Annotated in this window: 19 protein-coding genes, 2 tRNA genes, 2 rRNA genes and 1 riboswitch (1 of these 24 only partly in view); of the genes, 15 read left to right on the top strand and 8 right to left on the bottom strand. The window is 62.1% G+C overall.

Going from position 1 to position 25,441, the window contains the following annotated elements; all coding sequences use genetic code 11:
* Positions 1-85 precede the first annotated feature (85 nt).
* Entirely contained in the window at positions 86-2,707 is a 2,622-nt protein-coding gene (locus AB8B02_RS21545) for a TIGR02302 family protein (RefSeq protein ID WP_439065112.1), read from the top strand.
* A 145-nt stretch (positions 2,708-2,852) separates the two neighbouring features.
* Here AB8B02_RS21545 and AB8B02_RS21540 read toward each other — a convergent pair whose 3' ends face one another.
* Both AB8B02_RS21540 and AB8B02_RS21535 read right to left on the bottom strand, forming a co-directional pair.
* Complete coding sequence (locus AB8B02_RS21540; protein WP_175365986.1) at positions 2,853-3,230, bottom strand: response regulator; 378 nt, start codon at positions 3,228-3,230, stop codon at positions 2,853-2,855.
* Positions 3,231-3,245: 15 nt separating this feature from the next.
* Positions 3,246-4,109 (bottom strand): MJ0042-type zinc finger domain-containing protein, encoded by an 864-nt coding sequence (locus AB8B02_RS21535; protein WP_439065111.1) that lies wholly within the window; start codon positions 4,107-4,109, stop codon positions 3,246-3,248.
* Positions 4,110-4,237: 128 nt separating this feature from the next.
* Between AB8B02_RS21535 and ftsE the strand changes: the two genes are divergently transcribed.
* From ftsE to AB8B02_RS21515, 4 genes are all read left to right on the top strand, one after another.
* Entirely contained in the window at positions 4,238-4,897 is a 660-nt protein-coding gene (ftsE, locus tag AB8B02_RS21530) for a cell division ATP-binding protein FtsE (RefSeq protein WP_068729180.1), read from the top strand.
* Positions 4,890-5,861, top strand: a complete 972-nt coding sequence (locus AB8B02_RS21525; protein WP_068729178.1) for a cell division protein FtsX — start codon at positions 4,890-4,892, stop codon at positions 5,859-5,861. Before ftsE ends, AB8B02_RS21525 begins: the two co-directional genes overlap by 8 nt.
* Before the next feature lie 80 nt (positions 5,862-5,941).
* On the top strand, positions 5,942-6,667 hold the full coding sequence (locus AB8B02_RS21520; protein ID WP_093757394.1) for a YdcF family protein: 726 nt from the start codon (positions 5,942-5,944) through the stop codon (positions 6,665-6,667).
* Positions 6,668-6,693: 26 nt separating this feature from the next.
* The gene (locus AB8B02_RS21515; RefSeq protein WP_120287238.1) at positions 6,694-7,467 is read left to right on the top strand and encodes a lysophospholipid acyltransferase family protein; all 774 of its coding nucleotides are present in this window, start codon (positions 6,694-6,696) and stop codon (positions 7,465-7,467) included.
* 7 nt (positions 7,468-7,474) lie between these two features.
* Here the strand turns inward: AB8B02_RS21515 and AB8B02_RS21510 are convergent, their stop codons facing one another.
* Positions 7,475-8,032, bottom strand: coding sequence for a gamma-glutamylcyclotransferase (locus AB8B02_RS21510; RefSeq protein ID WP_089267609.1), 558 nt, complete (start codon positions 8,030-8,032; stop codon positions 7,475-7,477).
* 127 nt (positions 8,033-8,159) lie between these two features.
* Here AB8B02_RS21510 and AB8B02_RS21505 point away from each other — a divergent pair, with 127 nt between their 5' ends.
* Positions 8,160-9,350, top strand: coding sequence for a DUF2125 domain-containing protein (locus tag AB8B02_RS21505; RefSeq protein WP_439065911.1), 1,191 nt, complete (start codon positions 8,160-8,162; stop codon positions 9,348-9,350).
* Between the two features lie 126 nt (positions 9,351-9,476).
* On the opposite strand, the gene AB8B02_RS21500 is transcribed toward AB8B02_RS21505, so the two are convergent.
* From AB8B02_RS21500 to AB8B02_RS21490, 3 genes are read right to left on the bottom strand one after another with little or no spacing between them, the layout of a single operon-like run.
* Positions 9,477-10,415, bottom strand: coding sequence for a prephenate/arogenate dehydrogenase family protein (locus AB8B02_RS21500; RefSeq protein ID WP_439065110.1), 939 nt, complete (start codon positions 10,413-10,415; stop codon positions 9,477-9,479).
* A gap of 1 nt (position 10,416) precedes the next feature.
* A complete protein-coding gene (hisC, locus tag AB8B02_RS21495) occupies positions 10,417-11,520 on the bottom strand; it encodes a histidinol-phosphate transaminase (protein ID WP_120288021.1) in 1,104 nt (367 codons plus the stop codon).
* A gap of 26 nt (positions 11,521-11,546) precedes the next feature.
* Positions 11,547-12,398, bottom strand: coding sequence for a chorismate mutase (locus tag AB8B02_RS21490; RefSeq protein WP_093757388.1), 852 nt, complete (start codon positions 12,396-12,398; stop codon positions 11,547-11,549).
* 203 nt (positions 12,399-12,601) lie between these two features.
* Positions 12,602-12,681: riboswitch (SAM riboswitch) on the top strand.
* 87 nt (positions 12,682-12,768) lie between these two features.
* Between AB8B02_RS21490 and metX the strand changes: the two genes are divergently transcribed.
* The 3 genes from metX to AB8B02_RS21475 all read left to right on the top strand — a co-directional run bounded on the left by metX (position 12,769) and on the right by AB8B02_RS21475 (position 15,646).
* Entirely contained in the window at positions 12,769-13,971 is a 1,203-nt protein-coding gene (metX, locus tag AB8B02_RS21485) for a homoserine O-acetyltransferase MetX (protein ID WP_089267605.1), read from the top strand.
* A 2-nt stretch (positions 13,972-13,973) separates the two neighbouring features.
* Complete coding sequence (gene metW, locus AB8B02_RS21480) at positions 13,974-14,660, top strand: methionine biosynthesis protein MetW (RefSeq protein WP_439065109.1); 687 nt, start codon at positions 13,974-13,976, stop codon at positions 14,658-14,660.
* 341 nt (positions 14,661-15,001) lie between these two features.
* On the top strand, positions 15,002-15,646 hold the full coding sequence (locus AB8B02_RS21475; RefSeq protein WP_068729161.1) for a TIGR02594 family protein: 645 nt from the start codon (positions 15,002-15,004) through the stop codon (positions 15,644-15,646).
* A 6-nt stretch (positions 15,647-15,652) separates the two neighbouring features.
* Here AB8B02_RS21475 and AB8B02_RS21470 read toward each other — a convergent pair whose 3' ends face one another.
* The gene (locus tag AB8B02_RS21470) at positions 15,653-16,426 is read right to left on the bottom strand and encodes an MOSC domain-containing protein (RefSeq protein ID WP_120287234.1); all 774 of its coding nucleotides are present in this window, start codon (positions 16,424-16,426) and stop codon (positions 15,653-15,655) included.
* A gap of 231 nt (positions 16,427-16,657) precedes the next feature.
* Here AB8B02_RS21470 and clpB point away from each other — a divergent pair, with 231 nt between their 5' ends.
* Positions 16,658-19,294, top strand: coding sequence for an ATP-dependent chaperone ClpB (gene clpB, locus AB8B02_RS21465; protein WP_439065108.1), 2,637 nt, complete (start codon positions 16,658-16,660; stop codon positions 19,292-19,294).
* Between the two features lie 71 nt (positions 19,295-19,365).
* A complete protein-coding gene (locus AB8B02_RS21460; protein ID WP_439065107.1) occupies positions 19,366-20,004 on the top strand; it encodes an NAD(P)H-binding protein in 639 nt (212 codons plus the stop codon).
* 89 nt (positions 20,005-20,093) lie between these two features.
* Here the strand turns inward: AB8B02_RS21460 and AB8B02_RS21455 are convergent, their stop codons facing one another.
* The gene (locus AB8B02_RS21455) at positions 20,094-22,157 is read right to left on the bottom strand and encodes a peptidoglycan DD-metalloendopeptidase family protein (protein WP_439065106.1); all 2,064 of its coding nucleotides are present in this window, start codon (positions 22,155-22,157) and stop codon (positions 20,094-20,096) included.
* An 835-nt stretch (positions 22,158-22,992) separates the two neighbouring features.
* Here AB8B02_RS21455 and AB8B02_RS21450 point away from each other — a divergent pair.
* From AB8B02_RS21450 to AB8B02_RS21435, 4 genes are all read left to right on the top strand, one after another.
* Positions 22,993-24,479: ribosomal RNA gene (locus AB8B02_RS21450) — 16S ribosomal RNA — on the top strand.
* A 215-nt stretch (positions 24,480-24,694) separates the two neighbouring features.
* A tRNA-Ile gene (locus AB8B02_RS21445) sits at positions 24,695-24,771 on the top strand.
* A 108-nt stretch (positions 24,772-24,879) separates the two neighbouring features.
* A tRNA-Ala gene (locus AB8B02_RS21440) sits at positions 24,880-24,955 on the top strand.
* Between the two features lie 457 nt (positions 24,956-25,412).
* Positions 25,413-25,441: ribosomal RNA gene (locus tag AB8B02_RS21435) — 23S ribosomal RNA — on the top strand (it continues 2,791 nt past the right edge of the window).
* The 16S and 23S rRNA genes sit together here with 2 tRNA genes alongside, the layout of an rRNA operon.

Raw genomic sequence — 25,441 nt, 5'->3', positions numbered from 1 at the left:
TTTGCATGTGCACGGATGGCCCTTGTGCCATGCCTCATTGCCGCCGCCGTGCTAGTGTGTCGTGCGGTAACATCGGAGATCGTCGTTGAGCGCTGCGCCCCCCGACCGACCAGACCCCCAACGCGACGTACATGCCGATCGTCAGGCGGCGGCACAGCTTCAGCTCGCGCAGGCGCTGCAGCGCGCCCGGCTGGCGATTGGCTGGGAGCGGGGGTGGCCGCATCTGGCCCGGCTGCTCAGTGTCGTCGGGTTGTTTCTGGCGGCGTCCTGGGCCGGTCTGTGGCTGACGCTTCCCTTCACGGCGCGTGCCATCGGTCTTGCGTTGTTCGTCATCGCTGCGCTGGCGACGCTCGTTCCTCTCCTGAAGTTTCGCTGGCCATCGCGTGAAGAGGGCTTGTCGCGCCTCGATCGCGGCACCGGCATTGCGCATCGTCCCGCAACGGCGCTGACCGACACGCTGTCGTCGCAGGACCCGATGGCCCGGGCGCTGTGGCTGGTTCAGCGCGAGCGTACGCTGGCCTCGCTCAAGAAAATCCGCGCTGGCCTGCCGTCGCCGCGCCTCGCGATCCATGACCCCTGGGCGCTGCGCGCCATCGTGATCGTGCTGCTGTTCGCCACCTGGTTTGCCGCCAGTGGCGAGCGCGGCGCACGCATCATGGCGGCGTTCGACTGGAACGGCGTGCTGGCGCCGGCGAATGTGCGTGTCGATGCCTGGATCACGCCGCCGCCTTACACCGGCAAGCCGCCGATCATCCTGTCTGCCGCCAACAAGGATGCGTCCACGGCCGATGCCGCTGCATTGCCGGTGCCGTCGGGCTCGACGCTGATCGTGCGCTCCAGCGGTGGTGCGCTTGATGTCGTTCTCACCGGCGGCGTCGCTGACGTGGCGCCGACGGCGGAAGCCCCGAAGGGCACCAACGAAAAGCATTTCACCATCACGTCTGACGGGACGGCACATGTCCGTGCGCCGTCCGGCCAGCCGCAGTGGAAGTTCACGGCAACGGGTGATCGTCCGCCGACCATCGCGCTCGCCAAGGACCCGGAGCGTCAGGCGCGGGGTTCGCTGCAGATGTCCTACAAGCTCGAGGACGACTACGGCGTTACCGAAGCCCATGCGCAATTCGCCGCGCGTCCCGCCGAGAGCAAGGATGGCATCAAGGAAGCCGCCAAGCCGCGGCCGCTGTTCGATGCGCCGTCATTTGCGCTGGTGCTGCCAAATGCGCGCACGCGCAACGGTGTCGGCCAGACCGTCAAGGATCTCAGCGAGGATCCCTATGCCGGCGCCGATGTCACGCTGACGCTGACCGCGAAGGATGAGTCGGGCAACGAGGGCAAGAGCGAGCCGTTCAACATGCGGCTGCCGGAGCGGCTGTTCACCAAGCCGCTGCCGCGCGCGCTGATCGAACAGCGCCGTATCCTGGCACTCGACGCCAATCAGCGCGGTCAGGTCTCCTTCGCGCTGCAGGCCCTGATGATCGCGCCGGAAGCTTTCACGCCGGAAGCCGGCCAGTATCTCGGGCTGCGCAGCGTTGCCACCCAGATCGAACGCGCCCGCACCGATGCGGCCCTGAAAGAAGTCGTCGCCAGCCTGTGGGCGCTCGCCGTCACTATCGAGGACGGCGACATCACCGATGTCGACAAGGCGCTGAAGGCGGCACAGGACGCGCTGAAGCAGGCGCTGGAGCGCGGCGCCAGCGACGAGGAGATCAAGAAGCTCACCGAGAACCTGCGTGCGGCGCTGGATAACTTTCTGAAGCAGCTCGCCGAGCAGATGAAGCAGAATCCGCAGCAGCTGGCGCGTCCGCTCGACAAGAACACCAAGGTCATGCGGCAGCAGGACCTCAACAACATGATCGAGCGCATGGAGCGGCTGTCGCGCTCCGGCGACAAGGATGCCGCCAAGCAACTGCTCGAACAGATGCAGCAGATGCTGGAAAACCTGCAGATGGCGCAGCCCGGCCAGTCCGGTGACAGCGAGATGGATCAGGCGATGAACGAGCTTGGGGACATGATCCGCAAGCAGCAGCAGTTGCGCGACAAGACCTTCAAGCAGGGCCAGGACCAGCGCAACGAGCGCCGCCGCGGCAAGCAGGGCGAGCAGGGTATGGGCGATCTGCAGCAGGATCAGCAGAATCTGCGCGACCGCCTCAAGCAGCTGCAGGACCAACTCGCCAAGCAGGGTATGGGTCAGGGTCAGAAGGGCCAAAAAGGACAGCAGGGGCAAAAAGGACAGCAGGGCCAGCAAGGGCAGGGCCAAGGTCAAGGCGGCGACGATCAGGCGGACGCCGATGGTGACGGCGACGGTGATGGTCTCGGTGATGCCGACAGCGCCATGGGCGATGCCGGCGGTCAGCTTGGCGAGGGCAATGCCGATGGCGCTGTGGGTTCGCAGGGCAAGGCACTCGATGCGCTCCGCAAGGGCGCCCAGAAGCTCGCGCAGGCCATGCAGCAGGGCGAAGGTGAAGGCCAGAACGACGGCCCCGGCAACAATCCTGGCCGCCAGCAGAGCGGTGGCCGGCAAAGCGATCCGCTCGGGCGTCCGCTGCGTGGCCGCGAACTTGGCGACGACCTCACGGTGAAGATTCCTGGCGAGATTGACGTGCAGCGCGTGCGGAGAATCCTGGAAGAGCTGCGTCGTCGCCTCGGCGACACGACGCGGCCGCAGCTCGAACTCGATTACATCGAGCGGCTGCTGAAGGATTATTGAGGGCGGACGTCGGTCTGCGCCAGCGCGTAGGATGGGTAGAGCGTCTTCGCGAAACCCATCACTTTCCGTGTGGTGGCTGATGGGTTTCGCTTCAGCGCAAGTGCGCCTGCGCTCTACCCATCCTACGAAGACGGCGGGCGCCCGCTTATCCCTTGTTCTTCACCGCCAGCGCGTCCGCCACGGCCGTGCGGATATCCGCCACGGAAAACGGCTTCGTCACCACATCGTGCACAATGGCATTCAGGCCCGTCGCGCGCTCGCGCTGGTCGGCGTAACCGGTCATCAGCAGGATTGTCAGTTCGGGAAAATCGCGCGCGACGGCCAGCGCCAGCGCGATGCCGTCCATGACAGGCATCTTGATGTCGGTCAGCAGCAGGTCGAATGCGCCGCCCTGCTCGGTAAGGATTTCCAGCGCCTCGGCGCCGTCTTCGGCCGTGACGATCTCGTGGCCATCCATGGCGATGGCGCGGCCGACCAGCAGCCGCATCGATTCTTCGTCATCAGCAATCAGGATACGCGCCACGACAACTCCTTGGACTTACGCGCCGGCGACGTCGCGCTTGGTGAAGAAACGCACATCGATACTGCGGCCCTCGGCCGGCGGCGAGGCCAGCCGCGATCGAAACCATGTCTTGTCGCCGGGATTGAGGCCGAGCTGTTCGAGCACGGCGTTCCAGCCATATATTTCAGTCCCCTTCTCGTCGCGTACCACGAAACGCAGGCGCGGCAATGCGGTGGGCGTGCGGGTTTCGGACACGATCAGGCCTTCGATGAGCAAGACCGACTTGCCATCGACGGTCTCGGTGGTGACCTTGACGTCCTTGAAGGCAAGCCCCCGTATATTCACGTCGAGGCCGACCGCCTGATAGAAAGTCGCGGTCTGCGGCATCAGCTTGACCAGATCGACGCGCCAGATCACCAGTGCGAGCAACAGCGACGCCATGGCCGCGGTGGCGATCGGCAGGCTGTGACGTGGCATGACGAACAACCGCGGCAGCGACGGCACGAAACGGCCCAGCACGGCAAGGCGCGACGGCGGGGTGGCCCGCATCGCGGCCACCGCGTCGTGCTGCGCCAGCGTGGCCCAGTCGGCCTCCTCGGTACGATCATTGGCGTCGACCGGCCAGTCGGCCGAAATCGACGGGCTTTCCACCACCGGAACGTTCGGTGCCGAAGCGTCGTCGTCCTCGGTCACGCCCCAGGCGCTCATGTCCTCGTTCGGATCGGGCTCGCTGGCCTTCGCCGCCATGGCGGGAACACGGGCTTCGGCGCGGGAGAGATCCTCCGGCCGCGCCAGCCAGACTTCCTTGCAGCGGGCGCAGCGCACCGTCCGTCCGGCATCGCCGAACGTAGCCGGGTTCACGGCGTAGGACGTCGTGCAATTGGGGCAAACGATATGCATGGAGCCGATAGCCGATGACATGGCCGGCAGGCTACAAGACGACCGTTAACGAATCGGAAACCATAACGGCCGCACAAGCAATTGACCGTCTTTTTGAGGCTTTTTGAACCCATCGAACGGAGCTGAATGTGGTCCGGTTCGAAAATGTTGGTTTGCGCTACGGGCTTGGCCCGGAGATTCTGCGCGACCTCAATTTCCAGATCCCTGCGCATTCGTTCCAGTTCCTGACCGGTCCCTCTGGCGCCGGCAAGACCTCGCTGCTGCGCCTGCTGTTCCTGTCGCTGCGGCCGACCCGCGGGTTGGTCAATCTGTTCGGCCAGGATATCTCGCTGCTCGGCAAGGACGAGATCGCCGACTTGCGCAAGCGCATCGGTATCGTGCTGCAGGATTTCCGTCTGCTCGACCATATGACGACCTATGAGAATGTCGCGCTGCCGTTCCGGGTGATGGGGCGTGAGGAGTCCAGCTATCGGCGCGAAGTCATCGATCTCTTGAAATGGGTCGGGCTCGGCGATCGCATGGATGCGCTGCCGCCGATCCTGTCGGGCGGCGAGAAGCAGCGCGCTGCGATTGCGCGCGCGGTGATCGCACGGCCCATGCTGCTGCTGGCGGATGAGCCGACGGGCAACGTCGATCCGACGCTGGGCCGGCGTCTGCTGCGGCTCTTCATCGAGCTCAACAAGTCCGGCACCGCGGTGATTATCGCGACCCACGATATTACATTGATGGATCAATACGACGCGCGGCGCATGGTGCTGCATCAAGGCCGGCTGCATATCTATGAGTAGAATCGGCGAAGAACACGGCCCGCTGATGGACCTCGGCACCGATCGCCCGCAGGTCCCGGCGAAGGCGCGCAACGCATCCCCGATCGTGCCGCGCGGCTCGATCGCCGGCCGCGCGCTGGTGGCTGTTGTCGCCATCATGACCTTCCTCGCCTCCATCACCACAGGCGCGGTGCTGCTGATCAGCGCCTCGGCGTCGGAGTGGCAATCGGAAGTCGCCAGCGAAATCACCATCCAGGTGAAGCCGCAGGGCGGCCGCGATCTCGACCGCGACACACAGGCGGTGACCGATGCCATTCGCGGCCAGCCGGGGATTGTCGAGGTGCAGCCCTATAGCAGGGAGCAATCGGCGCAGTTGCTGGAGCCGTGGCTCGGCACGGGACTGTCGCTCGACGAGCTACCTGTGCCGCGCGTCATCATTGCACGTGTCGCGCCGGGGACGGCGCTGGACATTATCGGATTGCGCAAACGGGTGACGCAGGCCGTGCCCTCGGCCAGCGTTGACGATCATCGCGCCTGGGTCGAGCGGATGCGGTCGATGACATCGGCAACGGTGCTGGCCGGGCTTGGCATCCTTGCGCTCGTTATTATCGCCACCATTATCTCTGTATCCTTTGCGACGCGCGGCGCGATGGCGGCGAACCGGCCGATCGTCGAGGTGCTGCATTTCGTCGGCGCGGGCGATCGCTATATCGCCAATCGCTTCTTCCGCCACTTCCTGCGGCTTGGCCTGCAGGGCGGTATCATTGGCGGCGGTGCCGCGATGCTGATGTTCGGGTTTTCAGAGTCGATCGCGAGCTGGTTTTCCGGCACGCCGGTGGGCGATCAGTTCGCCGCATTGCTGGGGACGTTCTCGCTGCGGTCGTCAGGTTATCTCGCGGTGGCAGGGCAGGCGCTGTTGATAGCAGGAATTACCGCCTGGGCGTCGCGCCGCACATTGTTCTCGACGCTGAACGACATCGAGTAACGCGTCAGGCACAGGCGATGGCATCGCCAAGGCGCCGAAAAATACCTAAGATTGCTGCCAAAGGACCAAACGCCAGACCGATGACCTTGCTCGACGACCAGAACACCACGGAGATGCCCGTTGCCGCGCCACCGCGGCGGCGCGTCATCCGTGCGGCACTTGTGGTCGCATTTGCACTGTCCTTCATGGTCGGCGCCATCGGCTTCGTTGCGTTTCTTGCGCAACTCCGAAGCGGCGAGCTGAAGCCGTCGGCGAATGCCGACGGCATCGTGGTCCTGACCGGCGGTTCGTCGCGCGTTGCGGATGCGCTCGAACTGCTCGCCAATGGCTTCGGCAAACGGTTGCTGATCTCTGGCGTGCATCCCACCAACGGTGCCGCCAATATCTCGCGCACGCTGCCCGACAGCCAGCGGCTGCTGGATTGCTGCGTCGATCTCGATCGCTCCGCCGTCAACACCCGCAGCAACGCGGTAGAGACCAAACGCTGGGTCCATGAGCGCGGCTTCAAGTCGCTGATCGTGGTGACCTCGAATTATCACATGCCGCGCGCGATCGTCGAAATGTCGCACGAGATGCCGGATATCGAGCTGATTCCGTTCTCGGTGATTGGCGACAAATGGCGTGACGAACCGTGGTGGACCAGTGGTCCGACGCTGCGGTTGCTGCTATCGGAATATGTCAAATATCTCGCGGCCGAAGCGCGGGTGCGGCTGGCGAATATCGGCATTGATCTGATGCCGGATTCCGGCAGCGACCAGCAGAGCGACGCGCCGCAGCGCCGGCCGGCCACGGCGTCTGCGAATTGAACTGCAATTGAGCTGATCGGAACACCATGACTTCGATATTCGTGCGTTCGTTGATCTACAACGTGCTGTTCTATGTGCTGCTGGTGTTCTGGATCCTGGTGGCGATTCCAACCTTCGTGATGCCGCCGCGTGCCTTCATGGCGATCGCGAAGGCGTGGGCGACCAGCAGCATCTGGCTGATGCGTATCGTCTGCAACACCAGGGTCGATTATCGCGGACTCGAGAAAATTCCGGCGGGGCCGCTGGTGGTCGCCTCGAAACATCAATCGATGTGGGAGACCTTCGCGCTGATGCCGTTCTTCGATCGGCCGCTGTTCATCTACAAGCGCGAGCTCGGGCAGATTCCGTTCTTTGGCTGGTACCTGAAGAAGTCGAAGATGATCGGCGTCGATCGCGATGGCGGTGCGCGTTCGCTCATCGATATGGCCAAGCGCGCCACCGAAGAAATCCAGCTCGGCCGTCAGCTCATTATCTTTCCCGAAGGCACGCGTCGGCCTGTCGAGGCACCACCGGATTACAAACCCGGTGTCGCGCAGATCTACGCCAAATCCGGCGCGCCGTGTCTGCCGGTGGCGCTGAATTCCGGCCTGTTCTGGCCGCGCCGCACTTTCCTGCGCTATCCCGGCACGCTGGTGGTGGAGTTTCTCGATCCGTTGCCGGCCGGCCTGCCTCGCAAGGAATTCATCGCGGCGATCAGTACGTCGATCGAGGCGGCCACAGATCGGATCGTTGCGGAGGCGCGCGCGGAGCAGGCGACGATCTTCGGGCGCGTACCGAATGTGGCGGTGAAAGAGAGCTAGCGCTTGGTCACTCGTGCAGCATGGCTGCGAGCTGATGCAGCTGTGCATCGCGAAAACCTTCGGCCTCAATGGCCTTCACGGTCGACAGCACGTAATCGCGGTTGAGTCCGGAACGCCCGTGGCCCTGCCGCACGAAGTGCAATTGTTCGCTGAGGCTCAATCGCCCTGCATATTGCACATGACCGCGGTCGACCACATAGGCCAGCGCGCTGACGCGGGTGCGCTCCACGTCATCCAGCCAGACCGAGCGCATGACCTCGCGATAGACATGGGTGGTCTGCTCGCGCTCCCTGAGATAGGCGATGGTGTCATGGCGCAGCTTGGCCGCCACGCGAAAGGCAATGCCGCGGCAGGCGCCGCCGCGATCCAGGCCGAGCACGAGGCCGGGCTTTTCCGGCGTACCGCGGTGGTCGAAGGAATAGACGCAGAGCGCCCGATGTTCGCCGATCAGCCGGGCCGGGACCTGTTCGATGAACTCGAAGCCCGGCCGCCACATCAGCGAGCCATAGCCGAACACCCAGAGATCGCTGTCGGAATCGGGCTCGGCGGTGATTTTCGCGGTCATCCTGCCGACCTAGCAGAAACCTTGGGCCCGGGCGATCTTGATTTCCTGCAATGTGGCCCTGCGACCGCAGGATAACCCCATGAAAGGGATCGCCGATTTGACAAAATCATGCGATCTACGTCCCGCCATGTCCGAATATGCACAGCCCACCCAGCGCCGCCTCTGGCCGATTTTCATCCTGCCCGTCATCATCGTCGTCCTTGCGGCGGCGTGGAGCGGCTTCTGGTTCTATGCCGCGTCCAAGGTCGACGAAAACGTCGATATCTGGCGCGCCCGCGAGGCCGCGGCTGGCCGCGTCTATGATTGCGCCAACCGTTCGGTCTCCGGCTTCCCGTTCCGGCTCGAAGTCCGCTGCAGCGGTGTCAGTGTTTCGCTGACCTCGCAAACGGCCACCCAGAATGCGACGCAGGTGCCGATCACCGCGAAGCTCGGTGAGATCGTCGTGGTTGCGCAGATTTACACGCCGCGGCTCCTGGTCGCCGAATTCACCGCGCCGGCCGTCCTGTCCGATCGCGGTCAGCCGGCGATGGTGATGAATTGGGGCTCGGCGCGCAGCAGCATCACCGGTCTGCCCGGTACGCCTGACAGCGCCGACATCGTGTTCGACGACGTGTCGCTCGACCGTTTCGCCGGCTCGGTGCAGGCGCCGACCGCACGCGCCAAACAGGTCGAATTGCATGGCCGCACGGCAGCAAACTCCACGCCGGACAAGCCGGTGATCGAGACGGCCCTGCAGATCAGGAGCGGCAGCATTGCCGATGTTCATCCGATCCTCGCAGCGCCGTTCGATGCCGATATCCGCGCATTGCTCAGCGGACTTAAGGATGTCTCGCCCAAGCCCTGGCCGCAGCGTTTCCGCGAGCTTCAGGCTGCAGGTGGACGCGTCGAGATCGTGCAGTCGCGCGTCCAGCAGGGCGAGATCATCTCGCTGGCGACGGGCTCGCTCGGTCTGACCGCCGCGGGCAATCTCGACGGCGAATTGCAGATGACCGTGGCGGGGCTGGACAAGGCTATCGCCGCCCTCGGGATCGACAAGTTGCTGGAGATGGGCGTGCCTCAGGAGGCGCTGGATCGCATTGCACCCGGCGTGAAGTCGCAGGACGTCAACAACATCCTCGGTGCGCTGGATCGCGCGATCCCCGGTCTCGGCAATGTCGTGCGCAAGAATGCCGGCAGCGGCCTTGCCGCCGGCGTCAATTCGATCGGGACTGCGGCTGTCTTGGAAGGCAAAGCGGCGCGGACGTTCCCGTTGAAATTCGTCGATGGTGCGGTGTTCCTTGGGTCACTGCGCGTGGCGCAGATCCCGCCGCTGTTTTAGGCGTGAGGTTCGCCGGCCTCTCCACGTCATTGCGAGGAGCGAAGCGACGCGGCAATCCAGAAGCCGCAAAGCAAGTAAGGCTGGATTGCTTCGCTTCGCTCGCAATGACGGCTGTTGGTCCTGCGATCAATCCTTCTTTGTCAGCGCCTGATGCTTGCGCCCGAAGTCCGGTGCCGCTTCATCCTGACCGATACTCACGATGCCGCGGCGGATCGCGCGGGTGCGGGTGAAGTGCTCGAACAGCGCATCGCCATCGTCGCGGCGGATCGCACGGGTCAGTTTCGACAGGTCTTCCTGGAAGGTGCCGAGCATTTCCAGCACCGCGTCCTTGTTGGCGAGAAACACGTCGCGCCACATGGTCGGGTCTGATGCTGCGATACGGGTGAAATCGCGGAAACCGCCCGCGGAGAACTTCAGCACTTCCGACCTCGTGACGTCTTCGAGCTCGTCGGCCGTGCCTACGATTGTATAAGCGATCAGATGCGGCAGATGGCTGGTGACCGCGAGCACCAGATCGTGATGCGCGGCCTGCATGATCTCGACATTGGCGCCGAGCGCAGCCCAGAAGCCGGTGAGCTTTTCGACGGCCGCGGGATCCACGCCCTCGGGCGGCGTCAGAATGCACCAGCGATTGCTGAACAGTTCTGCGAAGCCGGAGTCGGGACCGGAGTTTTCCGTACCGGCGACCGGATGCGCGGGAATGAAGTGGACGTTGTCCGGCAGATATTCGGACATCGCGTGCAGCACGGAGGCCTTCACCGAACCGACGTCGGAGACGATCGCACCGGGCGCGAGATGTGCCGCGATGCTTTTCGCCACGTCGCCTGCCACACCGACGGGGACGCAGGCGATGACCAGATCGGCATCCTTGACCGCGCTGGCATTATCGTCGGCGATGCGGTCGGCGAGCTTGATTTCCACGGCGCGTGCACGCACGGCCGCCGAATTGTCGGTGGCAACGAGTTCACCGGCAAGACCAAGCTGCTGGATGCCGCGCGCCAGCGACGAGCCGATCAGGCCAAGCCCGATCAGCGCGATACGTTTGAAGGGCGGCGTGGCGCTCACGTCATTGCCCCGAATTCGATGCCATGAATTCACGCAGCGTCTCGATCACCAGCCTGTTGGCTTCCTCGGTGCCGATGGTCATGCGCAGCGAGTTCGGCAGGCCGTAATTGGTCACGGCGCGGAGCACCAGCCCGCGCCTGGTCAGGAACGCATCGGCGTCCGCTGCGGTCTTGCCGGTCGCCGGAAAATGCATCAGCAAGAAATTGGCCACGCTTGGCGTCACCTCGATGCCGAGCTTGGTGATTTCCTCGGTCAGGATGCCGATCCACTTGGCGGTGTATGTGCGCGACATCTCGACATGGCCGGTGTCCTCGATCGCCCCCACCGCGGCCATCATCGCCGGCGCCGAGACGTTGAACGGCCCACGAATCCGGTTCATCGCATCGACGATGTGCGCAGGGCCGAACATCCAGCCGATCCGCAAGGCGGCCAAGCCGTGCACCTTCGAGAAGGTGTAGGTGGCGACGGTATTCTCGGTGGTCTTCGCCAGCTCCAGGCCGTTGTCGTAGTCGCCCTTGGTCACGTAGTCCCAATACGCGGCGTCGAGCACCAGCAGCACGTGCTCCGGCAGGCCGGCGCGCAGGCGCTTGATCTCGGAGGACGGCAGATAGGTGCCAGTCGGGTTGTTGGGGTTCGCCAGCCACACCAGCTTGGTGCGCGGCGTGACACAGTTCAGGATCGCATCGACATTGCAGGTGAAGTTGGTTTCCGGAGCGACCACATTGGTGGCGCCGTTCGCCTGGGTAGCGATCGGGTAGACCAGAAAGCCGTGCGTCGTCGAAATCGCCTCGTCGCCGGGGCCGAGATAGACATGCGCAATCAGGTTGAGAATTTCGTCGGAACCGGCGCCGCAGATGATCTGCGCGGGATCGAGGCCGAAGCGGTGGCCTAGCGCCTCGCGCAGCACCTTCGACGTGCCTTCCGGATAATCCTCGAGATGCGCGACAGCAGTGGCGAAGGCGTCCTTGGCGCGCGCCGACGGACCGAACGGGGTCTCGTTGGCCGACAGCTTGTAGGTCTTGCGGCCGGGCTCCACCACCGGGCTCTTGCCAGGGGTGTAGGGCGCAATATCGAGAATGCCGGGCTTCGGCACGGGACGAGACATCTTCAACTCCAGAACGTCAAATTGGCTTACGAACGCGGTGCGTCGCTGGCGGCCACGGTATAGCGGGTTGCGTGGCTGCCGACGAGAGCCGTGGAGCGTACCGAGGCGCCGGCTTCGATCAGCGCCGACTTGATCTTGTCGAGGCTGGAGGCTCTCGTGATCGAGATCAGCAGCGCCGCGCCGTCAAAGGCGGTATCCGGCACGGCGACGATTTCGGCCAGCGGCGACAGCGCACGCGCGGTCTCGGCATTCCAGCCGGACACCCGCACGCTCCACATCTCGACCTCGGTCACCATAGCGCTGTCGGCAACGCGTGACACCACGAACACCGGCAATGCGGCCGGATGGTCGGCGCGTTCAATGAACGGCAGGCGCGCGATGATCTTCGGCGCGCCCTGGGCTTCCAGTGGAATCCACCATGGTGTGCGGCTGGATGTGGCCGAGACCAGCGCGAGATCACCCTTGGACTTGGCCACGGCCTCGACCGCTGCGGCGGCGCTGAAATGCGCGACGTAAGGCACCGTGAAGCCGAAGTGAAAGCGCGCGGAATCCCGCATCGCGCTCTCGCCGAGCGACAGATCCGCATGCACCGAGAACGGCGCCTGAACGTAAGTGAAAGTCGAGATGATCACCCGCCAGATGCTCTCGACGGTGTCGATCGGCAGGATGCCGCGATGGCGCTGCACCAGACGGCGCATCATGTCGGCCTCGCGCGCCGGCCGGAAGGCCGAGCCGACCTCCTGGGTCTGCTTCACGGAAATCAGCCGGTCGATGATGTCGCCGCGCTGCATCAACAGGGCGTGAACCTGCGCGTCGATGCTGTCGATCTCTTTGCGCAGTTCATCCAGCGAGGGCGGGGCGGGTGGTAATTTCGACATGTTCAAAACCTTCGGGACGGGAGGCGTGATAGGTCCCGTCGAGCTTGCCGGGCCGGCTCCGGGGAGCCGGCGGGCACGGCCATTGATTAGGTAAGACGGTGCCGGAAAGCAAAGAAAACATGGAAGATTTGGCCGCAGGGCAGTTGGGCAATTTGACCGGGGTATGCCCATATTGACGGCGGGCGGGTGTGGGACTAGTTTCTGGTCTCTTCCGTGGTCATTTGAGCCGGCCGGCTTGCAGCCACGTTAAACAACTCGCTAAACAGGCCGGGGACAGTTTGATCCCGGCCGAGCTATTTGTTCAGGCCGGGTTTTTTATGGCCTGATTCCGGTTTTGGTTTGAGAACCTCCTGAGGAGGCCGGTATCAAGATGGTAAATGTCGAACTGGTGAAGAGTCCGGTTGTCCGCCCCGATGAGCGTGGACATGAAGCCGATCATCCGACCTCGCTGGTCGCGGGTTTTGGCATGGATCAGCCGCTGCGGCTCGATTGCGGCGTCGACCTCGCCCCGTTCCAGATCGCCTATCAGACCTACGGAACGCTCAACGCTGACAAATCCAATGCGATCCTGGTCTGCCACGCTTTGACCGGCGACCAGCACGTCGCCAATATCAATCCGATCACCGGCAAGCCCGGCTGGTGGCAGACACTGGTCGGCCCCGGCAAGGCACTCGATACCGAACGCTACTTCATCATCTGTTCGAATGTGCTCGGCGGCTGCATGGGCTCGACCGGTCCGGCCTCGACCAATCCCGCCACCGGCAAGATCTGGGGACTGGATTTTCCGGTGATCACCATTCCCGACATGGTGCGTGCGCAGGCGATGCTGATCGACAGTCTCGGTATCGGTCAGTTGTTTTGCGTCGTCGGCGGTTCCATGGGCGGCATGCAGACGCTGCAATGGACCGCGGCCTATCCGGAGCGCGTGTTCTCCGCGCTGGCGGTCGCCTGCAGCACGCGGCACTCGGCGCAGAATATCGCCTTCCACGAATTGGGGCGTCAGGCCGTGATGGCCGATCCCGATTGGCGCGGCGGGCGCTACTTCGAGGAAGGCACGCATCCGCATCGCGGCCTCGGCGTTGCGCGGATGGCCGCGCATATCACCTATCTGTCGGATGCCGCCTTGCACCGCAAGTTCGGCCGCCGCATGCAGGACAGGGAGTTGCCGACATTCTCCTTCGATGCTGATTTCCAGGTCGAGAGCTATCTGCGCTATCAGGGCTCGTCCTTCGTCGAGCGCTTCGATGCCAACTCCTATCTCTATCTGACGCGTGCGATGGACTATTTCGATATCGCAGCCGACCACAACGGCAAGCTTGCGGAAGCGTTTCGCGATACGCAGACGCGTTTCTGTCTGATGTCGTTCACATCCGACTGGCTGTTCCCGACGGCAGAATCGCGCGACGTCGTGCACGCGCTGAATGCCGGCGGCGTCCGCGTGTCCTTTGCGGAGATCGAAACCGACAAGGGTCATGATGCCTTCCTGCTCGACGTGCCCGAGTTCCTCGATATCGCCGGTGCATTTCTGAACTCCGCAGCCTCCGTGCGCGGCCTGCCTGTTACGGGGACATAGAGATGGCGTTTCCACAACAGACCTTGCCGCTGAACTCTGCGGTGGCGACGCCGGCGCCGCGCGGCACGCAGGATTATCGTGGCGATCACCTCCTGGTTGCGGAGATGATCAAGCCGGGCTCGAAGGTGCTCGACGTGGGATGCGGCGACGGCGATCTGCTGCAATTGCTGGAGAGCCGCGGCATCGACGGCCGCGGCATCGAGTTGTCGCGCGAGGGCGTCAACCGCTGTGTCGGCAAAGGCCTCGCCGTGGTGCAGGGCGACGCCGATACGGACTTGATCAACTATCCCGACGATGCGTTCGACTACGTGATCCTGTCACAGACGCTGCAGGCGACGCGGCAGCCGCGGGTGGTGCTGGAAAATCTGCTGCGCATCGGCCGCAGCGCGATCGTGTCGTTTCCGAATTTCGGCTTCTGGAAAATGCGCGTGCAGTTGCTTGTCGGCGGCCGCATGCCACGTACGGAGAATCTGCCAGCGACGTGGTACGACACGCCGAACATTCACTTCTGTACCATCAAGGATTTCGTTGTCTTGTGCGACGAGATCAACGTGAAGATGGAGCGCGCCGTTGCGCTCGATCTCTATGGCCGTCCGCTGCGCCTCAATGCGCCGTGGTGGTTCTGGAACATGTTCGGGGAGCAGGGCGTTTTCCTGCTGAGCCGCGCGAGTAAATCGGCGCAACCCTGATCGCGTGTAGATTTCTGCCTGATGGAAACAGAAATACCGCATCCTATGCGGCTTTTCACGCCGTGTGTCGGCCTGCGATACACGCCAAAGATGTGCATAAAAGCTAATTCGAATAGGTAATATAAGCGCGCATTCTGTCGAATGGGTGGCTGCTATGTCTATACGTATGGCGTCCGTTGAAGTTGAAGCGATTCACTCCGATGTCGCCGTTAAAAAATCGTCACTTGAACCGTTCTAGGTCTTGTTATCGCCATACCAACTTCGTTACCACGCCCGTCCCGATTGTTGGCCCGCGTATTTGGGCCGATGGGGTTCGGGGGTGTTAAGAGGAAAAATTCGGTATGGTTCAGTTCTTTGCGTATCGCCGTGCACTTCGCATCTCGGCTCTTGCGGTGTGTTCGGCGGCAGTTCTCGCGTCAGTCTCTCCTGCGTCGGCACGTCCTCATCACGGCGCTTCGCGTCATTCGCACCACGTCGGCAAGTACACACACAGCACGCGTCATCACGTCCGGCATCGCGCGCGGTATGCACGGCGCAGTGCCCGAGTCGAACAGCAGGCGCCTTCGTTCGGCGACTCCACAAATTTCAATAACGCCAATGCAAGCATGAACCAGCCTTCCGGCGGCTTCGGCGGTTCGGGCATCGTCGATGCAGCGCGCAGCTTCATCGGCCGCGGCAATCCGACGGCGCGCGGTCGCTTGTGGTGCGCAGCGTTCATGAACCTCGTATTGAAGCGCACCGGCCATCAAGGCACCGGGTCTGATATGGCGCGCTCGTTCTCGAGCTATGGCCAGCGCATCTCCGGTCCGCAGGTCGGCGCCATCGCCGTGATGTCGCGCGGTCGTCGCGGCGGTCATGTCGGTGTCGTCTCCGGCGTCGATGCCAAGGGCAATCCGATCATCGTCTCCGGCAATCACGGCAACCGCGTCGCCGAGTCGGTGTATTCGCGTGGTCGCGTTTACGCCTACGTGATGCCGACGAGCTGAGTTCGTCTATTCTGCGACGACGATCTTATCGCCGGCGGTGATCGTGCCGCCGGTGATGACCTCAGCGTAAATTCCGCAATCGGCATGACCATAGGTCTGCAGCAGCGTTTTCGGAATCGTCAGATCTCGTGCGGCCGTATCCGGATCGACATTGGTCGCTGCACAGCGGACGATGCGCTTCACCACTTTGAACCGGGTGCTGCCGATAGCGAGCGTCCGATCGATCAGGTCGAATTCATGCCAGGCCGGCCAGCCCGCTACATGCACGTTGCCGCGAAAGCGTAGCGGATGCACCGGCTGTCCGACGGCCTTTTCGAGATCTTTGACGCTGGCGAGGTTGATGATCGACACCACCTTGCGCGGCACATCCGAAAAGCTATGGCCGTCCGCGAACAACACCCTGGGTGGTCCGCGCAATTCATCGGCAAAATTCTTCGCGAAGAACGCTTCGATCTCTGCACGTCCTTCGGTCGTCTGCAGGTCGGCTCGCGCCACCGCTAGATTGTCCTGCCGGATTGTCAGCGTATGGCTGGCGTCGTCGTAGTGGCTGCGGAGCGCCGCCAGGCGCTCGTTGCGCATCAGCATCAGAAACTGGGTCTTGGGAAAATATTGCGGTGCTGCCGGGTCGAACCCGATCGGGCCGTTCTCGATGGCATAGCGCCGGTCGGCCGGCAGGGTCTGACCGGGCTTCAGCGTGACTTGTTCCAGAGGCTCGGGCGTCAGGCCCTTCACCGGATAGCGGTAGATGCTGGCAACGCTGGCGTAAGACTGTTCTGGCATGGTTCCGGTCTTAAGAGATTTGGGCCCGCGGCGCCATCGCCTGGCCGATTGGAATTTTATGCGGACCCCTTCCGTTTCGGGAACTGGCTGCCCACATTTGCATCAAGCTGGTTTTGACGCCAGCGACGACCGCAGCCGGTTGACCACCATCAATGCGGCCTGCGGATACCCAATGAAGATGCCCCATCCGTGCTTTCGAGGCGGACAGGGCAGGCCGAGGGACAACACACAATGAATATTGAGAAATACACCGAACGGGTGCGCGGCTTCATCCAGTCGGCGCAGTCACTGGCCGTGCGCGAGGGACATCAGCAATTCTCGCCGCTGCACATTCTGAAAGTCCTGCTGGACGACAGCGAAGGTCTGGCCGGTGGCCTGATCGACCGCGCCGGCGGCAACTCCCGCGCCATCCTGAAGGCGACGGAAACTGAGCTGGGCAAGATGCCCAAGGTCTCGGGCGCAGGGGCCGGGCAGGTCTATCTGGCGCCGGCGACCGCGCGCGCTTTCGATGCCGCCGAAAAGGCCGCCGAAAAAGCCGGCGACAGTTTCGTCACCGTGGAGCGGCTGCTGCTTGCGCTGGCGCTCGACAAGGATTCGGAGGCCGGCAGCCTGCTCAACAAGGGCGGCGTCACGCCGCAAAATCTCAATGCCGCGATCAATGCGCTGCGCAAGGGCCGCACGGCGGATTCCGCCACGGCCGAAAACGCTTATGACGCGTTGAAGAAATATGCCCGCGACCTGACCCAGGCTGCGCGTGATGGCAAGCTCGACCCGGTGATTGGCCGCGACGAGGAAATCCGCCGCACGATTCAGGTATTGTCGCGGCGAACCAAGAACAATCCCGTGCTGATCGGCGAACCCGGCGTCGGCAAGACCGCCATCGTCGAAGGTCTCGCGCTGCGCATCCTCAATGGCGACGTGCCGGAGAGCCTGAAGGACAAGAGCCTGCTGTCGCTCGATCTCGGTGCGCTCATCGCTGGCGCGAAATATCGCGGCGAGTTCGAGGAACGGCTGAAGGCGGTGCTCGGCGAGGTGACCTCGGCCGAGGGCGGCATCATCCTGTTCATCGACGAAATGCATCAGCTGATCGGCGCCGGCAAGGGCGATGGCGCGATGGATGCGTCCAACCTGCTGAAGCCTGCGCTCGCCCGCGGCGAATTGCATTGCATCGGCGCCACCACGCTCGATGAATATCGCAAGCATGTGGAGAAGGACGCGGCGCTGGCGCGGCGTTTCCAGCCGATCTTCGTGGCTGAGCCGACTGTGGAAGACACCGTCTCGATCCTGCGCGGCCTCAAGGACAAATACGAACAGCATCACGGCGTCCGCATCACGGACTCTGCGCTGGTCGCTGCCGTGACGCTGTCGAACCGCTACATCACTGATCGCTTTTTGCCGGATAAAGCCATCGACCTGATGGACGAGGCTTCGGCGCGATTGAAGATGCAGGTCGATTCCAAGCCCGAAGAACTCGATTCGATGGACCGGGAGATCATCCGGCTCAAGATCGAGCAGGAGGCGCTTGGCAAGGAAACCGATGCAGGCTCGAAGAGCAGGCTCGAAACGCTCAAGAAGGAACTCGCCGAGCTCGAAGAGAAATCGGCCGCGCTCACCCAGCGCTGGTCGGCCGAGAAGAACAAGCTGTCGAATGCGCAGAAGCTCAAGAGCGAGCTCGATGGCTTGCGCCTTGAATTGGCCGATGCGCAGCGCCGCGGCGAATATCAGCGCGCCGGTGAGCTGGCCTATGGCCGGATTCCCGATCTTGAAAAGCGTCTGGCCGATATCGAAGCCAACGAGAATTCCGAGATGATGGAAGAGGCGGTCACCGCCAATCACATCGCGCAGGTTGTTTCGCGCTGGACCGGCGTGCCGGTCGACAAGATGCTCGAAGGCGAGAAGGACAAGCTGTTGCGGATGGAGCTGAGCCTCGGCGAGCGCGTCGTCGGCCAGGCCGAAGCCGTGCGTGCTGTGGCGACGGCGGTGCGTCGGTCGCGGGCAGGCCTGCAGGATCCGAACCGGCCGATCGGCTCGTTCATGTTCCTCGGCCCCACCGGCGTCGGCAAGACCGAGCTGACCAAGGCGCTGGCGTCGTACCTGTTTGACGATGACACCGCGATGGTTCGTCTCGACATGTCCGAATATATGGAGAAGCACTCGGTCTCACGCCTGATCGGCGCGCCTCCGGGCTATGTCGGCTACGATGAGGGCGGCGCGCTGACCGAAGCTGTGCGGCGGCGGCCCTATCAGGTCGTTCTGTTCGACGAAGTCGAGAAGGCACATCCAGATGTGTTCAACGTGCTGCTGCAGGTGCTCGACGATGGTCGTCTGACCGATGGTCAGGGCCGCACTGTCGATTTCCGCAATACTCTGATCATCATGACGTCGAATCTCGGTTCGGAATTCCTGGTCAACCAGCCCGAGGGCGAGGATACGTCAGCGGTGCGCGACCTGGTGATGGGCAATGTCCGCGCCCATTTCCGGCCGGAATTCCTGAATCGCGTCGATGAGATCATCCTGTTCCACCGCTTGCAGAAGAGCGAAATGGGCCGAATCGTCCAGATCCAGTTTGCGCGGCTCACCAAGCTGCTGGAAGATCGCAAGATCACGCTGGTGCTGCACGACGATGCCCGCGACTGGCTCGCCGACAAGGGCTGGGACCCCGCTTACGGCGCCCGTCCCCTCAAGCGCGTGATCCAGCGCAACGTCCAGGATCCGCTGGCCGAGATGATCCTCGCCGGCGACGTCAAGGACGGCGACCATGTCGACATAAGCGCCGCCGGCAACGTCCTGACCTTCAACGGCAAGCCGGCCCGGACCGCGGAGATCGCTGAGTTCGAGGCGCCGGTGCCGAAGCGGCAGCTGAACTAACGGCACGGGTTTAAACGCAACGAAACGGCCTGAACCTCACGGTTCAGGCCGTTTCCACGTCGGAGAAGATCATGACCCGCATCCTCGTGGTCGGCGCCACCGGCCTTGTCGGCCGCCATGTCATCGCCAAAGCGCTCGCCGACAGTCGGATCACGCGCATCGTTGCGCCGACGCGGCGGCCGCTCGCGGCGCATGCGAGGCTCGACAACCCGCTGGTCGATTTTAATCGGCTGCCAGCCGAGGCCGACTGGTGGGATGTCGATGGCGTGATCTGTGCGCTCGGGACGACGCGCGCCAAGGCCGGCTCGGATCAGGCGTTTCGCGTTGTGGATCATGATTACCCGCTTGAAGTCGCCCGGCTGGCGCGCAAGCACGGCGCTAGCCGTTTCGCGCTCAATTCGTCGGTGGGTGCCAATGCGCGCTCAAAGCTGCTCTATCCGCGTACCAAAGGCGAAGTGGAGGAAGCGCTGAAGGCGATCGGCTTTCAGTCTTTGACGATTGTGCGGCCAGGCCTGATCGGCGGTGATCGCGACGAATTCCGGCTGGGCGAGCACGTCGCTGCGGCGGTGCTCGGTGTGCTGGGTCCGGTTCTGCCGCGCAGCTACCGGATCAGTCCGGCAGACAAGATCGCCGCCGCATTGATCGAGGCAGCCGTGACCGGCTCGCCGGGCGTTCACCTGATCGGGTCTGCAGAGCTCGCCGCGGATTGATCGCCGGACCTCAGCGTCTCTTTTGCCACTGTCCCGAGCGTCCCCTAGCCCACGCGGCTGACGCGCAGAACAACGCGAAAAATACGGATTTAGCGGCTGGTCGTCGGCCGTGCTGGTGGCACCGCGCCGGTCACGCCTGCGTCGGACACGCGGGCGCCCGGGCCACGCATGGTCATCTGACCGTCGATCCGGTCACGTTCCTTCTCGAAGCCGGCCATCATCGGACCTTCTAGCGAGCGGCCACGCGGCAGTTTCACGCGCATCGGATCGACGAAGCGGCCGTTGACCAGAATTTCGTAGTGAACATGGGCGCCGGTGGACATGCCGGTGGAGCCGACGAAGCCGATGACCTGACCCTGCCGCACGCGCTTGCCGGGCTCCATGCCCTTGGCAAAGGCCGACATATGGCCGTAGGCGGTCTCGTAGCCGTTGTTGTGCTTGATGCGGATATATTTGCCGTAGCCGCCTTCCCAGGCTGCTTTTTCGATCACGCCGTTGCCGGATGCGAAAATCGGAGTGCCGTAGGGCGTCGACCAGTCCACGCCGGTATGCATCTTGGTGTAGCCGAGGATCGGGTGGCGGCGTCCGCCGAAGCCCGAACGCATGATGGCGTTATTGACGGGTTTGCGGACCAGAAACTTCTTCGCGCTCTTGCCGGTCTCGTCATAGTAGTCGACGACCGAGTCGTCGGTGGTCAGGAAGCGATAGTATTTTTTGGTTTCGCCGCCCACCGTAAGCGAAGCGAACAACACTTCGGTCTTTTCGGTGATGGTGGCGCCTTCGTCTTCGCCGGCAAAGAACACGTCGAACGAGTCGCCGGGCTGTACTTTGCGCTGGAAATCCACGTCGTAGGAGTAGATCCGGATCATGTCCTCGATGACAGTAGCCGGGACCTTGTTGCGCAGTGCCGTCTCGTAAATGCTCTGATAGAGCCGCACGCCGGTGCCGTCATCCTCCTCGTCATCATCCGATGCGCTTGGCGCTTCGGCGACGGTGTTCATGCTGGAGACGTCGACGGCGACGTATTTGCCGAGATCGGAGAGAGCGGCGACAGCTTCGATAGTGGAGTCGTTGGCGACGATCACGCGATACGGCTGTAAGCGCTGGCCAGGTCCGGCCGGCGACATCAGGATTCGAACTTTCTGGCCTTCCTTCAGTCCGCCGTCGCGGCCGCGGGCACCCAGCGTAGTGGCAATGGCCTTGGCTTCCTCGGGCATCGCGCCCTGGTCGCGCAGGATGGTCAGGATGGTGTCGCCCTTCTTGACGATGTGAATACGCTCGCCATTCGGGTTGCCGCCGGTCGCCTGATCCTTGGTCTTGGCCAGCAGCGTGACGTTTTCCGGCACGATACGGGTTTCGAAGCCGGCATAAGGATCGGCTGTGGTCCCTTCGGCGGCATAGGCCATCTTCATGTCGGGCTGGCCGCCGATATCGCCGGTGGCGCTGGCGACCGTCGTGTAGCGAACGCCGGTATTGCCGCGCCAGTTGGAGGCGTCGCGCACGCGCATCAGGACTTCATCGATGGCAACACTCGCGCCGATCTTGGCTTTCGGCAGTACCTGACCGAGATCGCGGGTGACGAAGGAGACTTCGGCATCGGGCTCGACGGCATTCGGATTGACCGCGGCGTCGTCGCTGTTCGGGGCGGGGCTGCCGACATCGGTTAGCAGGCGCTGTGCATTGAAGGGCGGGATCTTGGCGCTGAGATCGCTGGTCGCCATCGCCAGATTGCCCGAAATCCGGATGAAGGGCCGCACGCGCATGACGTCGCGATTGCCGACGCGGGTGACGGTGGAGACTTTGAGTACCTGGCGCGCGGCGGAAGAGTCGCTCGGCGGCGGCAGGCGGTCACTCTTATGCAGGCTTGCTTGTTTGTCGGTGGCACTGAAGGCGCCGCGCAGCGCGCCTTCGACACGCTCCGGTACCTTGGCAAAGGTCATCTCGCCGTCAAGCGACGCAAAAACGGCGCCGCCGATCAGAGCCGCGCCGCAGAGACCTGTGAGGATAGTACCACTGAACCATTGTACCGAGACGCGGCGACGATCGATGACTGCGGCTTCGGAGCCATCAACGGATAGCGGCGGCTCGTGGCCGAGATCAATCATCCCGGTCTCACGATTATAGGCGCCACCGCGTGACAGTCCGTGATTCAAGCCGACATCCCCCGAATTCCCAGCATCATGCGAAGAGTCTTCCCCAAGCACATCGCATCGACGGTCGAACAGTGCGCGCCAAAATGCTGGCCGAATGGACGAACGTCAATGCTGCAAACTCTTCGCTGTGTTCTCTTTGGCCCAAAAGCGCACTGCGATGACGCAGCTCGTTCTTTCGAGAGACCGTTGGGCCCAGATCCGGTTCGACCACCCCCAAAAAGTTTCAGAGGCGACGCAGAATCTTTGCACAAGGCATGCTCAGAACGTCGGAGGAATGTGGCTCTTGTACGGCGTCACCCCTGTAAAACCTACGCTTTTTGGGCCCTGAGGCCTCCTCCACAGCACGTGACGATTTTCTGACGAATGGCGTTGACAGTTTCGGGTGAGGGGGCCTATAACCCGGCCACTGAGCGCAGCGGCGCCGGGGCCTACCAGCCCGGGCGGTTGTTCGTGTCTCGGAAGCTCATCACCGCGAAGAGTGTTTCAGTAGCCGATAGGTGTCGGCTGCTGATCTGTTGTCGGGTGATTGAGTGACAAGATTTTCTCCCTCCTGGGGAGATTGACGCATCTGCGTCGGGCTGTTTGACAAGTTAAATTGAAGAAAGAGAAACGTGGACGGCGGAGTCCTTGCGGGTCTCGTTCGATGGGAGCTTCGGCTTCTTGAGACGGGGCCGGACGAAAGACTTCGGCGGTACACGTTTTGAACAAAGGTTAACACCATCGTTGTTAGCGCTGTGAAGCGCGGACAGCAGATTGGCCGAACTTCGGTTTGGTTGATTTAGTATGGTGGGACCTCGTCAATACGTTGTGATCAGCCGGTTTAAAGTTTCAAGTCCAACTTGAGAGTTTGATCCTGGCTCAGAGCGAACGCTGGCGGCAGGCTTAACACATGCAAGTCGAACGGGCGTAGCAATACGTCAGTGGCAGACGGGTGAGTAACGCGTGGGAACATACCTCTTGGTTCGGAACAACACAGGGAAACTTGTGCTAATACCGGATAAGCCCTTACGGGGAAAGATTTATCGCCGAGAGATTGGCCCGCGTCTGATTAGCTAGTTGGTGGGGTAAAGGCCTACCAAGGCGACGATCAGTAGCTGGTCTGAGAGGATGATCAGCCACATTGGGACTGAGACACGGCCCAAACTCCTACGGGAGGCAGCAGTGGGGAATATTGGACAATGGGCGCAAGCCTGATCCAGCCATGCCGCGTGAGTGATGAAGGCCCTAGGGTTGTAAAGCTCTTTTGTACGGGAAGATAATGACGGTACCGTAAGAATAAGCCCCGGCTAACTTCGTGCCAGCAGCCGCGGTAATACGAAGGGGGCTAGCGTTGCTCGGAATCACTGGGCGTAAAGGGTGCGTAGGCGGGTTTTTAAGTCAGAGGTGAAATCCTGGAGCTCAACTCCAGAACTGCCTTTGATACTGAAAGTCTTGAGTATGGGAGAGGTGAGTGGAACTGCGAGTGTAGAGGTGAAATTCGTAGATATTCGCAAGAACACCAGTGGCGAAGGCGGCTCACTGGCCCATAACTGACGCTGAGGCACGAAAGCGTGGGGAGCAAACAGGATTAGATACCCTGGTAGTCCACGCCGTAAACGATGAATGCCAGCCGTTAGTGGGTTTACTCACTAGTGGCGCAGCTAACGCTTTAAGCATTCCGCCTGGGGAGTACGGTCGCAAGATTAAAACTCAAAGGAATTGACGGGGGCCCGCACAAGCGGTGGAGCATGTGGTTTAATTCGACGCAACGCGCAGAACCTTACCAGCCCTTGACATGTCTATGACCGGTACCAGAGATGGAACCTTCCCTTCGGGGCATAGAGCACAGGTGCTGCATGGCTGTCGTCAGCTCGTGTCGTGAGATGTTGGGTTAAGTCCCGCAACGAGCGCAACCCCCGTCCTTAGTTGCTACCATTTAGTTGAGCACTCTAAGGAGACTGCCGGTGATAAGCCGCGAGGAAGGTGGGGATGACGTCAAGTCCTCATGGCCCTTACGGGCTGGGCTACACACGTGCTACAATGGCGGTGACAATGGGATGCAAAAGGGCGACCTCTCGCAAATCTCAAAAAGCCGTCTCAGTTCGGATTGGGCTCTGCAACTCGAGCCCATGAAGTTGGAATCGCTAGTAATCGTGGATCAGCATGCCACGGTGAATACGTTCCCGGGCCTTGTACACACCGCCCGTCACACCATGGGAGTTGGTTCTACCTGAAGGCAGTGCGCTAACCGCAAGGGGGCAGCTGACCACGGTAGGGTCAGCGACTGGGGTGAAGTCGTAACAAGGTAGCCGTAGGGGAACCTGCGGCTGGATCACCTCCTTTCTAAGGATGGATCTTCAGAAGCTTGCTTCTATCGATCCTCTTTTGAAACATCAGTGGCCAGACATTGGATCAATGTCTGAGCTGCATAGGCGGGACACCGCCGTCTTCGTTTCTCTTTCTTCGCGGACGAACACACGCTGGGGCGTGCTCGTGCTGCTTATTGGCGTTTGATCGCAAGGTCATGTCGATGAGCCGAGCGCAGTCCTTTGTTGTTAGGGCTTGTAGCTCAGTTGGTTAGAGCGCGCGCTTGATAAGCGTGAGGTCGGAAGTTCAAGTCTTCCCAGGCCCACCATATTTGCGCGCTTTGCTTTCAAGGCTGCTGCTGACGTCGACATCACATGCGCAAGCATCGCATCTGCAAAACGTTGTTCTTTAGCGTTGAGCATTCGTCTTCTGGAACGGGGGCATAGCTCAGCTGGGAGAGCGCGTGCTTTGCAAGCATGAGGTCGTCGGTTCGATCCCGTCTGCCTCCACCAGAAACTTTGGTTGGATGCTGATGAGTGATCGAGACGAAAACAACTTCAAGACATTCAGTGTGTTCAGACAGTGCGCGCCATATGGGCAGCGCCTGATTTAGTCCGCGGTATAACTTCGCTTGTCGGTCTTACGAGATCGACTGCGGGATTTATGACATCGTAAAGAGGAGATCGTTCCGAGGTTCGGATCTGCAAGCAATTGCGGGTGCCGCAATCATAATCTCCAGGAATTGAGTGCGAACGCTTTGCTTGCAAAGCTTCCGCATCGTTATTCCTTTTCAACGAAGCTTGACCGCCTCGTTGTCGGTTCGATCTTACGAAGCAAACTGGTCTTTCTAAATCATATCCAGCTGCATGAAGTGCGCACGGCTTGACCGCCGGGGTGCGGATTTTGCGTTTAGGCGCAAAGCAGCGTGCAGCAAACTCTGCCGAGTGTGTGGATATTGATAATGAGAGCAATCAAGTGTCTTAAGGGTATTCGGTGGA

This window comes from Tardiphaga sp. 862_B3_N4_1 (genome assembly GCF_051811085.1).
GTDB classification, from domain to species: Bacteria; Pseudomonadota; Alphaproteobacteria; order Rhizobiales; family Xanthobacteraceae; genus Tardiphaga; species Tardiphaga robiniae.
The sequence above is the reverse complement of the archived record's forward strand: the minus strand, read 5'-3'. Positions and strand labels throughout refer to the sequence as shown.

What these genes read in the sequence shown, in the direction of transcription:
- AB8B02_RS21535 (WP_439065111.1), bottom strand. Translation starts at nt 4,109, where the DNA reads ATGCATATCGTTTGCCCCAATTGCACGACGTCCTACGCCGTGAACCCG.
- AB8B02_RS21525 (WP_068729178.1), top strand. Translation starts at nt 4,890, where the DNA reads ATGAGTAGAATCGGCGAAGAACACGGCCCGCTGATGGACCTCGGCACC.
- AB8B02_RS21520 (WP_093757394.1), top strand. Translation starts at nt 5,942, where the DNA reads ATGACCTTGCTCGACGACCAGAACACCACGGAGATGCCCGTTGCCGCG.
- AB8B02_RS21515 (WP_120287238.1), top strand. Translation starts at nt 6,694, where the DNA reads ATGACTTCGATATTCGTGCGTTCGTTGATCTACAACGTGCTGTTCTAT.
- AB8B02_RS21510 (WP_089267609.1), bottom strand. Translation starts at nt 8,032, where the DNA reads ATGACCGCGAAAATCACCGCCGAGCCCGATTCCGACAGCGATCTCTGG.
- AB8B02_RS21505 (WP_439065911.1), top strand. Translation starts at nt 8,160, where the DNA reads ATGTCCGAATATGCACAGCCCACCCAGCGCCGCCTCTGGCCGATTTTC.
- hisC (WP_120288021.1), bottom strand. Translation starts at nt 11,520, where the DNA reads ATGTCTCGTCCCGTGCCGAAGCCCGGCATTCTCGATATTGCGCCCTAC.
- AB8B02_RS21490 (WP_093757388.1), bottom strand. Translation starts at nt 12,398, where the DNA reads ATGTCGAAATTACCACCCGCCCCGCCCTCGCTGGATGAACTGCGCAAA.
- metX (WP_089267605.1), top strand. Translation starts at nt 12,769, where the DNA reads ATGGTAAATGTCGAACTGGTGAAGAGTCCGGTTGTCCGCCCCGATGAG.
- metW (WP_439065109.1), top strand. Translation starts at nt 13,974, where the DNA reads ATGGCGTTTCCACAACAGACCTTGCCGCTGAACTCTGCGGTGGCGACG.
- AB8B02_RS21475 (WP_068729161.1), top strand. Translation starts at nt 15,002, where the DNA reads ATGGTTCAGTTCTTTGCGTATCGCCGTGCACTTCGCATCTCGGCTCTT.
- AB8B02_RS21470 (WP_120287234.1), bottom strand. Translation starts at nt 16,426, where the DNA reads ATGCCAGAACAGTCTTACGCCAGCGTTGCCAGCATCTACCGCTATCCG.
- clpB (WP_439065108.1), top strand. Translation starts at nt 16,658, where the DNA reads ATGAATATTGAGAAATACACCGAACGGGTGCGCGGCTTCATCCAGTCG.
- AB8B02_RS21460 (WP_439065107.1), top strand. Translation starts at nt 19,366, where the DNA reads ATGACCCGCATCCTCGTGGTCGGCGCCACCGGCCTTGTCGGCCGCCAT.